The 14,298-nt window shown below is 30.2% G+C and carries 15 protein-coding genes; 1 reads left to right on the top strand and 14 read right to left on the bottom strand.

What is annotated here, in order from left to right; genetic code table 11:
• Positions 1 to 81: 81 nt before the first annotated feature.
• The 12 genes from PB7211_RS06975 to PB7211_RS06920 all read right to left on the bottom strand — a co-directional run bounded on the left by PB7211_RS06975 (position 82) and on the right by PB7211_RS06920 (position 12,682).
• Complete coding sequence (locus PB7211_RS06975; protein WP_034399163.1) at positions 82 to 1,563, bottom strand: aldehyde dehydrogenase; 1,482 nt, start codon at positions 1,561 to 1,563, stop codon at positions 82 to 84.
• Positions 1,556 to 2,338: an alpha/beta fold hydrolase gene (locus tag PB7211_RS06970; RefSeq protein WP_008544051.1), complete on the bottom strand. Its 783-nt coding sequence runs from the start codon at positions 2,336 to 2,338 to the stop codon at positions 1,556 to 1,558. Before PB7211_RS06970 ends, PB7211_RS06975 begins: the two co-directional genes overlap by 8 nt.
• 6 nt (positions 2,339 to 2,344) lie before the next feature.
• Entirely contained in the window at positions 2,345 to 2,932 is a 588-nt protein-coding gene (locus PB7211_RS06965; RefSeq protein ID WP_008544157.1) for an amino acid synthesis family protein, read from the bottom strand.
• A 3-nt stretch (positions 2,933 to 2,935) separates the two neighbouring features.
• On the bottom strand, positions 2,936 to 3,565 hold the full coding sequence (locus PB7211_RS06960; RefSeq protein ID WP_034399162.1) for a class I SAM-dependent DNA methyltransferase: 630 nt from the start codon (positions 3,563 to 3,565) through the stop codon (positions 2,936 to 2,938).
• Positions 3,566 to 5,245, bottom strand: coding sequence for a thiamine pyrophosphate-binding protein (locus PB7211_RS06955; protein ID WP_008545204.1), 1,680 nt, complete (start codon positions 5,243 to 5,245; stop codon positions 3,566 to 3,568). It abuts the gene before it with no gap.
• A gap of 17 nt (positions 5,246 to 5,262) precedes the next feature.
• Entirely contained in the window at positions 5,263 to 6,432 is a 1,170-nt protein-coding gene (locus tag PB7211_RS06950; RefSeq protein ID WP_008544375.1) for an LLM class flavin-dependent oxidoreductase, read from the bottom strand.
• A 150-nt stretch (positions 6,433 to 6,582) separates the two neighbouring features.
• Positions 6,583 to 7,269, bottom strand: coding sequence for a YdcF family protein (locus PB7211_RS06945; RefSeq protein ID WP_008544816.1), 687 nt, complete (start codon positions 7,267 to 7,269; stop codon positions 6,583 to 6,585).
• An 82-nt stretch (positions 7,270 to 7,351) separates the two neighbouring features.
• Positions 7,352 to 8,323 (bottom strand): 2OG-Fe(II) oxygenase family protein, encoded by a 972-nt coding sequence (locus PB7211_RS06940; protein WP_008544198.1) that lies wholly within the window; start codon positions 8,321 to 8,323, stop codon positions 7,352 to 7,354.
• Complete coding sequence (locus PB7211_RS06935) at positions 8,320 to 9,276, bottom strand: DMT family transporter (RefSeq protein WP_008545917.1); 957 nt, start codon at positions 9,274 to 9,276, stop codon at positions 8,320 to 8,322. Before PB7211_RS06935 ends, PB7211_RS06940 begins: the two co-directional genes overlap by 4 nt.
• A complete protein-coding gene (locus PB7211_RS06930) occupies positions 9,273 to 10,223 on the bottom strand; it encodes a DMT family transporter (protein WP_008545448.1) in 951 nt (316 codons plus the stop codon). Before PB7211_RS06930 ends, PB7211_RS06935 begins: the two co-directional genes overlap by 4 nt.
• Complete coding sequence (locus PB7211_RS06925) at positions 10,220 to 11,803, bottom strand: choline dehydrogenase (protein WP_008544405.1); 1,584 nt, start codon at positions 11,801 to 11,803, stop codon at positions 10,220 to 10,222. Before PB7211_RS06925 ends, PB7211_RS06930 begins: the two co-directional genes overlap by 4 nt.
• A 45-nt stretch (positions 11,804 to 11,848) precedes the next feature.
• Positions 11,849 to 12,682, bottom strand: coding sequence for a TauD/TfdA dioxygenase family protein (locus PB7211_RS06920; protein WP_008545433.1), 834 nt, complete (start codon positions 12,680 to 12,682; stop codon positions 11,849 to 11,851).
• Between the two features lie 51 nt (positions 12,683 to 12,733).
• On the opposite strand from PB7211_RS06920, the gene PB7211_RS06915 reads away from it, so the two are divergent.
• A complete protein-coding gene (locus tag PB7211_RS06915; RefSeq protein WP_008545010.1) occupies positions 12,734 to 13,066 on the top strand; it encodes a DMT family transporter in 333 nt (110 codons plus the stop codon).
• A gap of 4 nt (positions 13,067 to 13,070) precedes the next feature.
• On the opposite strand, the gene PB7211_RS06910 is transcribed toward PB7211_RS06915, so the two are convergent.
• Entirely contained in the window at positions 13,071 to 13,541 is a 471-nt protein-coding gene (locus tag PB7211_RS06910) for a thioesterase family protein (RefSeq protein ID WP_008544089.1), read from the bottom strand.
• 1 nt (position 13,542) lies between these two features.
• Positions 13,543 to 14,268 (bottom strand): class II aldolase/adducin family protein, encoded by a 726-nt coding sequence (locus PB7211_RS06905; protein ID WP_008544700.1) that lies wholly within the window; start codon positions 14,266 to 14,268, stop codon positions 13,543 to 13,545.
• Between the last annotated feature and the right edge of the window lie 30 nt (positions 14,269 to 14,298).

The raw sequence follows: 14,298 nt of genomic DNA, 5'->3' as shown, positions 1-14,298 counted from the left end.
TATAAAAACCAATTTAAGTATGAATAAAACCAATATTCAATGACAAAATTATCCTAATTTAAACAGGTTAATTAATGCTGATTATCTTATTGAGAAAGGATCCAGAGAAGGCTCATCTGACGTATAAAACCAAGTAGTTTTAACTCTGGTGTAATCTTTAATAGACTCAATTCCTGCCTCTTTTCCATAACCACTATCCTTGATACCTCCAAAAGGGGCAGATGGTGAAATTAATCTATAGGTGTTAACGAAAGTTATTCCTGCCCTAATAGCTTTTGAGACTCTCATTCCTTTGGATAAATTGTTTGTGTAAACCCCAGAGGATAATCCATATTGATTATCGTTCATTTTTGAAATTACTTCTTCTTCTGTATCAAATTTCATTACTGATAATACAGGTCCAAATAACTCGTTTTCTGCTACAGGCAGATTGTGATTATCACATTCTATAATTGTTGGAGGAAAGTAATATCCTTTGTTAGAAAAAGAATGTCTTTCACCACCACATTTAATTTTTCCACCTTGATTAATTGTATCTTTAATATTTTTTTCTATTACCTCTAGTTGTTTAAAATTACTTAAAGGGCCCATCTCTGTCTCTGGATCCATTGGTGCTCCGATTTTTATTTTTGACGCTCGTTTTGAAAGTTTATCTAAGAATTCATCATAAATTCCTTTTTGTAAATAAAGTCTTGAGCCTGCTATACAGCTCTGTCCACTTGCACCAAATATTCCAGCTGTAATTCCATTTATTGCATTTTCTTGTTCTGCATCATCAAATACTGCAACTGGACTTTTTCCACCTAGTTCCAAACTTACTTCTGATAAATTTTCTGCAGAGTTTCTAATTATATGTCTTGCTGTTTCAGGACCTCCGGTGAATGCAACTTTTTCAACTAAGTTGTGAGTAGTTAAACTTTTACCACAAGGATCACCAAATCCTGTAATTACATTCACTACTCCTTTAGGGATACCAGTTTTTTCAATTAATTTTGCAAATTCAAATAGGACAGCAGGAGCAAGTTCTGAGGATTTAATTACAACTGTATTTCCCATCGCAAGTGCTGGCGCTAATTTAGTTGCAGTTAAAAACATTTGTGAATTCCAAGGAATTATTGCAGCTATAACTCCTATAGGTATTCTTGTTGTAATTGCTTGAACATTTGGTTTATCTATTGGCAAAACTGTTCCTTCGACTTTGTCTGCTAAGCCAGCGTAGTAATCGTAGTATTCTGCAATATAAACTGCTTGTTTTTTTGTTTCTCTATATAGTTTACCAGTGTCAATTGTTTCTATTTCACCTAGCATTTCTGCATTTTCCCTAAGTTGATTTCCAATAGCTCTTAAAAATTTAGCTCTTTCTCTTGGAAGTAACTTAGGCCATTCACCCTCGAATGCTTTTTGAGCAGCTTTGACTGCATTATCAACATCTTTAGAACTTGCTTCTGGTACAATTGCCCAAGGTTCATTGTGTTCTGGATTAAGAGTTTCAAATGTTTTTTTACTTTCAGAATCAACCCATTCACCATTAATAAACATTTTATATTGTTTTAGTTTAGTCATTAGATCTAATAAAATTTTTGATTGCTAAATTTACATCATCAGCACACTCAATACCACAAAGATGTTTTCCATCTTTAATGATCTTTAATTGACTTTTAGAGATTAAAATATTTAATTCTTGAGACATTTTTACTGTTGAGCCAATATCATATTCACCCGTCATAACCAGTGTACTAGCTGTAATTTTATTAAAATCCTCATCATTTTTATGGTTAACAAATAGCTCATAAACTTTTAAAAAATTGTTCATGTTATTAGCTGACAAAATTGAACTTATTTTTTCATAAATTTCTGGATTTTTTTCTAGATATTTATCAGTAAACCATCTTTTAAGAGCTAGTTTTGATAGTTTTAATTCTTGTTTTGCTTGTTCAAACCTTTGATTAACTATTTTTTGTTGTTGCTCCGTTCTTTTGTAAATTGAACCTAAAAGAACCAATGATTGTAACCGATCATTAAACTTAGTTGCAAAATTTCTAGCAATTAAAGAGCCAATTGAAAAACCAACTAGATGAATTTTCTGAAAATTAAGCTCATCAATTAATTTGATTAGTTGATCAGAAAAATCATCAAAACTTATATTTTGTTTTTTTAAAGAAGATTTGCCATGTCCCAAAATATCATATGCAAGAGTACTATAGTTTGTAAAAAAATCTAATTGTGGTTGCCAAATTTCATAAGTAAGGCCAACACCATGTATAAAGACTATTGGTATTGATTGTTCTTTTTGATTTAAAACATAAAAAGTACCAGATGCCGATGTTCCTGTTGTCATCTAGAATTATTTGGGTTCAATACCCATTTCTTTCATATCTTGATATCTGTCACCAGTTCTTGCATGAGCTCTTCCACTTGAAGCACCACCTATAGCTATTACTATTTCGTCATCAAATGGAGCATCATGAATAGTAAATTCATGAGTTAAATAATAAGGTCTTAAACCCGAGTCTGTTTTGTGCATCATGGGTATTGAAATTTTAGATCCAGCTGGACTTCTAGTATTTGTAAAACTTAAATAAGAAGTCCCACCAACTGCATCCCTAAATTTATTACCAAATCTTAATGTATGAATAAAAGCAGACGCATGTTCTATCTCTCCATTTAATCCTACTACACCTGCTTTTCCATAAGCTAATATTTTTTCAGGAGATCCAATTTCTTTAATAAGCTCGGGTACCAATAAATCACCTAACTTTGGAGCTAAGTCTAAAATAGTAGGTCTTAAATTTTCAACAAAACCTTGTCCATGCCAGGGATTTTTAAAAACGGCTGCAACTGAAACTAATAAGACCGGTTCTTTAGCTTCCTTACCACCTTCGATAAAAGTTTTATCAACAAATTTTGTAAATTTTCTTAAATTAATTTCCATTTTTTATTTAGTTACCTGAGCCAAAACTAGCCAGGCATTTACTCCTTTGCTTGCAATATAATCTGATTTAATAAATTCAATTATTTTCCAAGAGTTATTATCTTCTAACTCTTTAATCTTTTTGTCAAACCCATATTCTTCGTAAATTCCTAAATTTATTGTAAAACAAATCAAAGACTCATTTTTACAGATTCTAACCATTTCATCTAGTGCTGGTGGATTTACATGGCCAAAAGTAAAAGTTCCAACACAAGTTATTCCTTCATAAGTATCATCTGCAATATTTACTTTTTGATTAAGATCAATTTTAAATAAATTCTCATAAATATTTTTTGGAACTAAATCTAGCATTTTTTGAGAAAAATCAGCACCATCTAAGTTTAGATAGCCATTCTTTTTTAGCTCAACACCTACCAAGCCAGTTCCACAACCCGCATCTAAAATTTTAATTTCTTTTTTTGAATTATGTTTTTTAAAAAGGGTAACAGTTTCTTGAGGTCCAGAATATTTCCAATCAACCATATCTTTGTCGTATTTATTTTCAACTGTCCACTCGTCATAGTAATCCTCAACTTCTTTACCTGCCTTTAATTTATAAATTGGGATTTTATTACCAATATCTTTTTGTGACATTTATTTTTGCCTATGTTTAAAACTATCTCTTCTAAAACTATATAATGCACTTGGGTCAACATCAACATCAACCACTGCAGGTTTATTTGATTTCACTGCAGCTCTAACTGCCTCACTTATTTCAGAAATTTTTTTTACTTTAAAGCCTTTTGCACCATATAATTCTGCAACTTTATCAAATGAAGGGCTACGGATGTCTGCACCAAGGTATCGTTTCCCAAAAAAATCTTTTTGGTAGGCTTTTTCTGCTCCCCAACTTTGATTATTCATTACTATGGTTGTTGTGTTAATTCTATATTCTACTGCTGTGCTTAATTCAGAAATTGTCATACCAAATCCACCATCGCCCATTAAACTAACAACAGTTTTTTTTGGTTTTGCAACCTTAACTCCTAGACCGCAGGCAAACGAAAAACCTACCAAACCAAAATCTAAAGGTGTGAATAAAGAAGGAGGATTATAATATTTGAGAGCATCTGTTGCTTGTAAACATAAAGTTCCTGCATCTAAAGTAATAGCTGTATCCTTTGGTAACGCTTTTCTTAATTGTTTAAACAAACCTTTTGGTTGAATAGGAAAATTTTTACCTAGATTATTAGTTTCTCTATCAGTTAAATAATCTTTTCTTTGTTTTAAAAATTCATTTGTCCAATTTTTTATATCTAGTTTAATTTTTTGTTTTTTGATTTCATTATATATTTGATTAGTGACTGTGGCTGCGTCAGCATTGATACCTAGAACAACAGGAAAATATTTGCCCAGCATTTTTTTTTCAATTTCAATTTGAATAATTTTTGCTTTTTTATTGATATTATCGTAGCTATAAAAAGTAGAATTAAAACCTAACCTGGTTCCAATCGCCAAAATAACATCTGCTTCTTTCACAAGCCGTGATGCAACAGGGTTTCCACGAGGTCCCATTTGGCCTGCGTTAAGTTTATGGTTAAATGGTATGGCATCCCCATGACCTGCAGCGGTAACTATTGGCGTATTTAATAATTCTGCAAGCTTAATCACTTCTAAATATTTAGAAGTATATTTAATCCCACCACCAGCAATTATCACAAATTGTTTTGCATGACTTATTATCTTTGCTGCTCTTGTAATTTTTTCTTTGTTTCCTTTAAGGTAACTTTCGCTATCAAATGAAGGTTTTTTTACATTTATATTATAGTTCTCTGTTGCTGCTAAAATATTTCTAGGTAAATTAATGCAAACTGGTCCTCTTCTAGGCTTCATTGCTAGTCCAAAAGCATCACTAATTACTTGAGGAATAATTTTAGATTTTTTTACAGTCCAAGTTTTTTTTGTAATGGGTTTAAATAAAGATTGCTGATCAAGACCTTGAAATGCATCTTCAACTTTATCTTTAGTTGAATATGATCCTGCAATTGCAACTACTGGAGAGAAAGCAGCTTTTGCTTGAGCGACTCCTGTTACCAAATTGGTAGCTCCTGGGCCATTTTGTCCAGCTAAAATAACACCCGGTTTATTAGATGCTCTGGCATAACCATCGGCCATGTGAGTGCCAGTTCTCTCATCTCGTACACCAATAAATTTTATCTTTTTTTCATGATAAAGAGCATCAAACATTTCCATTGTTGCAGAACCAATGAGACCAAAGACATGTTCAACGTTCTCTTTTTTTAAAGACTTAACGGCAGCTTGACCACCAGACATTTTGTTTCGTGATTTGATCACGAAACTTTTTTTATTTCAGTATCAATATCATTTTTGAAGTTAGGCATAACTTTTTCAGTAAAAAGTTTTATGCTTTTCATGCAGTCTTTATGTTTTACTCCAGGAAAATTGGACCAAACTTGTAAATTCTGTAAGTTTAATTCAGATTTTAACTCATGAATTTTGTCTGTAACATATTCAGGTGTACCAAATAACATGTTTCTTTTATGTAAAAATTCGTAATTTAATAAATCTAATTTACCTTTAGTTTCAGGCAATTCTTCGCCTGGATCCATATGATTTCCAAGCCCTCTCCAGTGACATACCCATCGCATATAATTTACCATATGTTCACCAGCTTTTTCTTTTGCTTCTTCCATAGTGTCGGCAACAAACATATCTCTAACTAATGAAATTCCTTCACCCATTGGAACGTTTCTTTTTTCAGCTTCAGATTTTGCATTTTTAAATGCTTCAAATTTAATTTTTAAAGCTTTGACTGTTGGTATCCACATAATAATATTTAATCCTTGTTGCGCAGCCCATTCAATTGATCTAATGCCATCTACAACTTGATGAATTGGTGGATAAGGTTTTTGATATGGTTGAGGCAGAACACTAATCTTTTTCATTACATTAGTTTTCATATCCATAAATTCTTCACTAGGTTTACTCATATCATGTTGCCACACATAATCAGGTGATGGGTACGTGTAAAATTCACCTTTGTGATCAAAAAATTTTTCTTTCCAAGCTTTTTTTAAAATTGTTAAAGTTTCTTCAAACAATCTAAAATTTTTAGCCTGATCTTTCATGTCAGCTTCGATATTTAGATTAACTGCTTCCCTACCATAAATACCCCGGCCAATGCCAACTTCGACTCTGCCTTTTGATAATTGATCTAAAAGAGCTACATCCTCAGCCATTTGTATGGGATTATGAAACGTAATTACATTACAGGCTTGGCCTATTCTAATTTGATTAGTTCTTGCAGCCGCATCTACACCCATCATTAAAGGGTTAGTACAAGACTCCATTCCTTCGTGATTAAAGTGATGTTCGGTATACCAAATAGAATCCCATTTATTTTGATCACAATATTCTGTAATTTCTCTAGTTTCATCTAATAGTTCGTGGTAAGGCTTGTGTGTCCAGTTAGTAGTATTGCAAAAGTATCCAAAATTCATGCTTCCTCCTTTAAACTTTCTAATTTAAAAAAAGACGACCGATCCCACTTTCGTATTGGATATAACGATGAGTTATGTATCGCTCTTTACAATATAAATCTTAGCACAATTTTAAGTTCTAGGGAATATGGAAATTACTTCTATTTAAAGTTAATACTTTAAATTGTAATAAATTCTACCTATCATTTCTCTTACAAAAAAACTTGTCCCACTTAGCGCATTTGCAGAAGGTATGAAACTCATAAAAGTAATTTTTGATAATCCTTTTTGAAAATCAACAGGAAAAGGGACCACATTTATACCGGCAGCTTCAAAGACTTTTTGAGCTCTTGGCATATGAAATGCAGAAGTAACCAGTAAAACCTTAGACTTATCTTCAGAAAGTAACTTTTTAATAGCTTTTGCTTCTTGGTCAGTATTTTCTACATTTTCAGTTAAAAGAATATTATTTTCTGATATTCCATTATTGATTGCAATTTCTTTCAAATATTCACCTTCTGGAATTCCAACAGACCATGGTAATTTTCCTCGAGTAAGAATTAGTTTAGGGGCCTTTTTTTCTTTAAATAAGTTTATTCCTGCAAAAATTCGATCAGATGCTTCACCGAATTCATAATCTAAACCATCTTTAGAGTTTATAGTTCTAATCATACCACTCAAAACAACTATTGAGTCAGCAGGCTCAATATTAGAGGGTTTGCTTAATTGATAATCAGATTCAAGGTAAGCAACTAATTTGTCAGAAACAATAGGTAAAGAGCAAACGATTAAAATAAATATGCCAATTATGCTTATTTTTTTTGAATTAATAATTACTCCAAAAATAATTAATACCATTATCAGCATTAATGGACTAAAAATTAGAGGGAGGATTTTATGAAGGTAAATCATTATTTAAACATATCTATATGTTTTAATTTTATCTTTGGTATTCAATAAATTTTTCTAAAGATTTTTTTAAAAATTTCTCAAAAATTATACCTTTATTTTTATTATACGAATTCCCATTTAAAAATGAAGGAGACATTTTAAAATCATATGATGGCTCAAAAAAGAAAGGAATAGACATTCTCTTAGTTTTATTCCATAAAACTCTGTGATTAGTTGCTTTAAATTTACCCATACTTAAATATTCTAACGCTAAACCAGTATTAACGATTAGTGCATTTTTATTAAATGGAACATCATACCATTTTTTATTTCTTCTATTTTGAAATTGTAACCCACCTTTTTTATCTTGGTATAGTACAGTAAATATCCCACTATCAACATGTGTTTCACAACCAAGAGCAACCCCATCCTGTTTTGAAATTTCTACTGGCTTATTTTGATTTGGATAGTAATTAAATCTTAAGGTACTTAAAGTTTTTATTCTTGAAAAAGCTTTTCTGCTAATATTTTCATCTTTATTGTAAAGTCTTATTATGCTTTTAAATAATATCTCACTTAAAGAAAAAATTTCATCAAAATAATTTGATAAACTTTTTATAGATGTTTTATCCAAGGATTTTTTAAGATCTAAATATTCAATATATTTAGACTTATATTTTCTTACATGTTTTAATGTTATTTTAAGATCTCCTAAATCTAATCCTTCTTTACCATTTACAGTATTTGGAAAGTAACCTCGATATAAGTTTTTATTTTTATTATTCCATTTTTTTGGAGCCAATTTGTTTTTATTTATTTCTGAAGAATTAAAAAATCTATTTCCAATTTTGCAGATATTATTTATCTTTTTAATATCTATTCCATGGCCAGTAACTTGAAAAAAACCTACCTCAACGCAAGCCTTTTCAATTTTTTTGATTATTTTTAATGCATTTTGAGTTTTAAATTCATCTCTAATTAGTGAGGATATGTTTATAGTTGGTATATAATTTTTGGTCATCTTCTAACAGGTGTCTCAGTAGCAATATACTGTTCTCTAACTTTTTCTCTTGAATAAATATATATTCCAGCTGATATTATACAAGCAACACCTATAAAAGTTCTGGTAGATGGAATCTCATTAAATAAAAAATATCCAGGTATCATAGACATTATAATTAAAGAATACTCAAATAACGAAACTACAGAAGGTGAAGCAATAATATAAGCAGAAAAAATACAAACAAAAGCAATAGATGCAGCTACACCAAAAAATAATATAAATTTCCACGTATATTCTATGTTTGAAAACCATTCTCTAAAAATAAATTGGGTAGTTGAGTCATAGTTTGCATTATTAAATTGACCATTACCCATATAAATATAAATCAAACCGCATAGAGCTATAGCAATTAAATAAAAGTAAAATAGTTGAGTATTTACATCATCTTTATCGGATGTGTATTTTGTTATAGTCATAGATGCAGCATAAAAAAATGCACATCCTACTGGAAGTAAACTTTTATACTCAAATTCTGAAAAATTTGGATTAAGCACTATAAATACTCCTAAAAATCCAAAAGCAATTGCTGACCATCTTCTAATCCCAATATATTCTTTTAAAAAAAATTTTGCAAAAATTGATACAAAAAAAGGACAAGAAAAAAAAAGTGCATTAGCTGTTGCTAAAGGCATATAAGTTAAGGATATAAAAAAAGCAGAAAAAGCTAGAAAATGTAAAATGACTCTTACAAAAGTAAGGACAGGGTAATGTGTTTTTAAATTAACTTTTTGTTTTTTAAATTTGATATAAAAAAAAAGCAAAACTGCAGCAACAAAGTATCTTCCAAAGAAAATTTCATAAAGAGCAGATTTTTCAAAAATAAATTTGATTAAAGAGTCTTGCATTGCAAACAATGTCATTGCAATAATTATAAGCAGGATACCTTTTGAATTATTATCTTTAGCTCTCATCTATTAGGAGTATCTGTTACAATCATTTGATCTTTTACTTTTTCTCTTAAATATATATATATCCCCGCTCCTATAATAATTGAAATACCGATAAAAGTTCTTAATGTTGGCACATTATCAAATATTATATAGCCAATCATAATTGACCAAATAATTAAAGAATATTCATATAAAGAAACTACTGACGGAGATGCAATGCTGTACGCATTAAATATACAAAAAAATGCTAAAGCTCCAATAAATCCCATTAAGATTATAATTGGCCAAGCATAAGTTGGGTTTATAAACCATTCTCTAAAAATAAATTGAAATGTAGGATCACTAAAATTATTAAATTGACCTTTACCTGTAAAAATAAAAAATAAAATACTTATAATGGTTGCTCCAATATACAAATGGGTCATCTGAGTGTAAGAATTATCTTTGTCAGAAGTATATTTGGTAATTGTCATTGATATCGAGTAGCATAAAGCACATGCAATTGGTGCTAGTTTCTTATATTCAAAATCACTAAAATCTGGATTTAAAACGATAAATACCCCAATAAATCCTGATAAAATTGCAAGCCATCTTCTAATCCCAACTTTTTCATTTAAGAATAATACTGCTAAAATTGAAACAAAAAATGGACTAGAAAAAAATAAAGCATTTGCCATTGCAAGTGACATATATGTTAGTGAAATATAAAAAAAACTAAAACCAAAGAAAAAACATATAATTCTCAAAGTAGTTAAAAATGGGTAGTGAGTTTTAAAAATAATTTTTTGTTTTGTAAATTTCATATAACAAAATAAAAAAAATGCAGCTGATAGGGTTCTTCCTAGATATAATTCATACAACGCAGAGTCTTCGTATATGAATTTAATTAATGCATCCTGAATTGAAAACACAACCATTCCAACAAGAATAAAAAGAATACCCTTGGTATTGTTTTGTGCTGTTGTCATGAATTCATAATAAAGTCAGATGCTCTTTCTCCAATCATTAGGGTAGGTGCATTTAAATTACCACTTGTTATTTCAGGCATTATAGAAGCATCGGCAACCCTTATATTTTGTAATCCATGTATTTTAAGTTTTTCATCAACTACAGCCATATCATCTACACCCATTTTAAGAGTGCAAGAAGGATGATAAGCAGTTTCTGCTTTTGATCTAATATATTCCTCGATTTGACTGTCTGTTTGAGCACTTTCGCCTGGACCAACTTCTTTTCCCGTATAAGGCTTCATAGAGTTTTGACTAAGTATTTTTCTTGCTACGTGAATACACTTAATTGTCTCTTTAAGATCATAATCATCTTCTAAGTAATTGAATTGAATTTTTGGATAATCATAAGGATTTGAACTATTCAATGTAATTTGTCCTCTACTTTTTGGTTGATTTAAACTTGCATGTAATTGAAATCCATGTCGGTCAGGATCCACCGTGCCGTGATCTATTACAAATGCAGGAAAGAAGTGGAACTGAATATTTGGATACTCTTTATCTGCTGATGATTTGCAAAATCCTCCAGCTTCTAAAAATGATGTAGAGCAGGGACCACTTTTATTTAGAAACCACTGAATTCCAATTCTAACCATATTCAATTTGTTGACATATGAATATAAAGTATCTGGAGTTTTACATTCTTGTTGAATATAGGTTTCTAAATGATCTTGTAGATTTTTACCAACCCCTTTAAGTTCATGAATTACTTCAATTCCTTTATCCTTTAAGTGATCTGCTGGTCCAACACCTGAAAGCATAAGTAATTGGGGTGAATTTATTGATCCACCACTAAGTATTATTTCTTTATTTGCATATATTTTTTCAACTTTATTTTTAATTTTAACTTCAATTCCTATTGCTTTTTTTCCATCAAAAATAATTTTCTCAACAAATGTTTCTGTAAATACTTTTAAATTATTTCTTTTTCTGGCTGGATTTAAATAATATTTGGAAGCACTAGCTCTTTCACCTTTATGAATGGTAACATCATACATTCCAAAGCCTTCCTGATCTTCTCCATTCATATCATTATTAATTTTATGACCTGCTTCTTTAGCTGAGTTTAAAAAAGCACTAAATAATGGGTTTTTATTTTTAGATTGATTAATCGGAAGTATGCCGCTTCCACCTCTATACTCGTTCTCACCTTCAGACCAAGTTTCAATTTTTTTAAAGAAAGGTAAAACTTTTTCATATGACCAATCTCTTAGTCCAAACGAAGCCCATCTTTCATAATCATTTTTATTTCCTCTTACATAAACCATTCCATTATGAGCAGAGCAGCCGCCAATCATCTTTCCTCTTGGACAAAAAAGTTTTCTATTATTTAAGTGAGGTTCAGGTTCTGAATAATATTTATAATTATATTTTGGATCATGCATCGTATACAAAATTGCAAGTGGCATGTTTACTTTCCAAATATCACTATTTTTTCCTGCTTCAAAAATCGCAACATTATTTTGTGAATTCTCCGACAACCTATTTGCCAATACGCATCCTGCTGTACCTGCACCAATAACTAAATAATCAAATTTCATAATTTTTAAGAATTTATATTAATTTATTAAGAATTTAAATCTTACTTATTGAGGATGGTCACCCTCAATTGCAATTCGATCCATTATTCTCTCGTATCCAAGACCTCTTCCAGGAAAAAAATCTGCTATTGCATAATGAATTACACTTCTATTATCCCAAATAGCAACAGTGTCTTCTGTCCAACTAAATCGACAGGTTAGATCCAATCTAGCTTGATGTTCAAATATTTCCTTTAAAACTTGATCACTTTCCTCTTTTTCTAAACCTATAATCTGTTTTGTGTAGGTCCAGTTAACATATAAAATTTTCTTACCTGTTTCAGGATGTGTTCTTACTATTGGATGCTCATTAGAATAAGAGTCATAATTTCTTTTTTCATTACCTTCCATGTATTTATAATTATCAATAAAAAATTCTGCTCCAAGTGAACTATGAACTGCTTTTTTATTAATTATTTTGCTTTGGATTTTAGGGTCTAATGTTTCCCAGGCTAATTCCATATTTGAAAAACAAGTATCTCCACCAACAGGAGGAATTTTGACTGACTTTAATATCACTGCTTTAGTAGGCTTGGAATTATAACTTACATCGCTATGCCAGTTTTCACCCCATTGATTTTTTTCTTCTTTACCTTTGATAATTCTTACAATCTCTGGATGATCTTTTAATCCTTTAACATATGCATGAGTCTCTAATGGACCAAATTTTGCTGCAAGAGCTATTTGCTGTTCATTTGTAATGGGCTGATCTCTAAAAAAAATAACTTTATGTTCTAATAATAAATCATTTATTTTCTTAAAATTTTGATCAGAAGTATCAGTTAAATCAATTCCACTAATTTCTGCACCTAATGCGCCTGATAATAATTTTACATTCATTTAAAATAACTTATCGCTAGAATTTTCATTTGTCAAAATGTATAAGATAGGATGACTTTGACTCAGGCCTATATATTATTAGCAGTAGCAATTGCAGGAGAAATAATTTCTACAGGAACTCTAAAAGCTACAGATGGTTTTACTAAATGGGTACCTTCTTTAATCTGTATTTTAGCCATAGCCATTTGTATGTATACAATGTCTCATGCAATGAAAATTTTACCGATTGGAATAACTTACGCTACATGGTCAGGTGTAGGCATAATTGCATTGTCTTTGATAGGAATTTTTAAATATAAGCAAATTCCGAACCTTGCAACCACAATAGGCTTAGTGCTTATTGTTATTGGTGTTGTTATAGTCAATACTATGAATGATGCTTAAGTATTTATTTTTTTAATTTAGAAGAAAATTTTAAATTATCAGTTTTAAAAGTACTATTATTTTTAGAAATGAATTCTCTCATTAGATCCACTTTTTCTTTTTCAAATTCAACAACTTTTCTTTCATCTAGATCAACATAAAGCGATAAAGCTTCTAGAGTTGCGGATAAGTATTTTTTTTCTGAATGTATCATTTCTAACTTATATTGAATTCTTTTTTTATCATGGTCACAATAAATTAAGTTAATATCTACTTCGTCATTTTCTTTAACCTCTTGATCATAGGTAATATGAGATTCTACAACCATAGTGCTTTTTTTTGTAGTTTTTGCAGAATGTTCGCCCATATTAAAACTAGTTAATAAGACTTCTGATCCAAATTGATCAAATATGAGAACATAATATGCAACATTCATATGTCCATTATAGTCTGTCCAATCTTTTATTATTTTTTGTTTAGTAAGAAATATACTCATATTAATTTACATAATCAGGTTCTTCTTTATCTAAGATACATCTAATCTCTGATAAAAATTGTTTTGCTGTATCAACAGGATAATTTGCAGCCTCCTCTGAAGTTTTTTCAGCAATTTCATGACTTACAATGTTTAAATCTTTATTAGTTGATAGAGCTGTAATGTAAGTTTCGGAAGCTTTTTCAAAATAATATAATGAATTGAAACCTTCAGCAACTGTCTCTCCAGTTGTTATAATTCCGTGATTAGCTAAAATCATATGTTGCTTATTGCCTAAAGCATTTGCCATTTTGATTGACTCTTCTTGAAATCCCAATCCTCCAAAATCATTATAGACAGCAATCTTGTTATAAAAAGTCATAGTATTTTGATCTATAGGTTTTAACGTTGGGTCCTTTAGTGTTGATAGGATAGTTGCATATTTTGAATGAACATGAAAAATACATTTAGCATGTGGAGCTTTTTCATGAATTGTTCCATGTATATTTAATGCCGTAGAGTCTACTATTTCGGGTTTATTTCTAAATTCATTAATATTTTCTTTTGTTATTAAAATTAAATCACTTGCTTTTATTCGGCTAAAATGAATGCCGGCTTTATTTACATAAAAATCTGAGGAACCTGGAACGCAAGCACTAAAGTGATTTGCAACTGCTTCATGCATATTTAATCTTGCAGCCCATCTAAATGTTGCAGCTAAATCTTTTTGTAATTCAGTTATTTCCATTTTTACTTTTTTAAACTATAAGTGAATTAT

Source organism: Candidatus Pelagibacter sp. HTCC7211 (genome assembly GCF_000155895.1).
GTDB lineage: Bacteria > Pseudomonadota > Alphaproteobacteria > Pelagibacterales > Pelagibacteraceae > Pelagibacter.
This window is presented reverse-complemented; position numbering and strand designations above follow the sequence as displayed.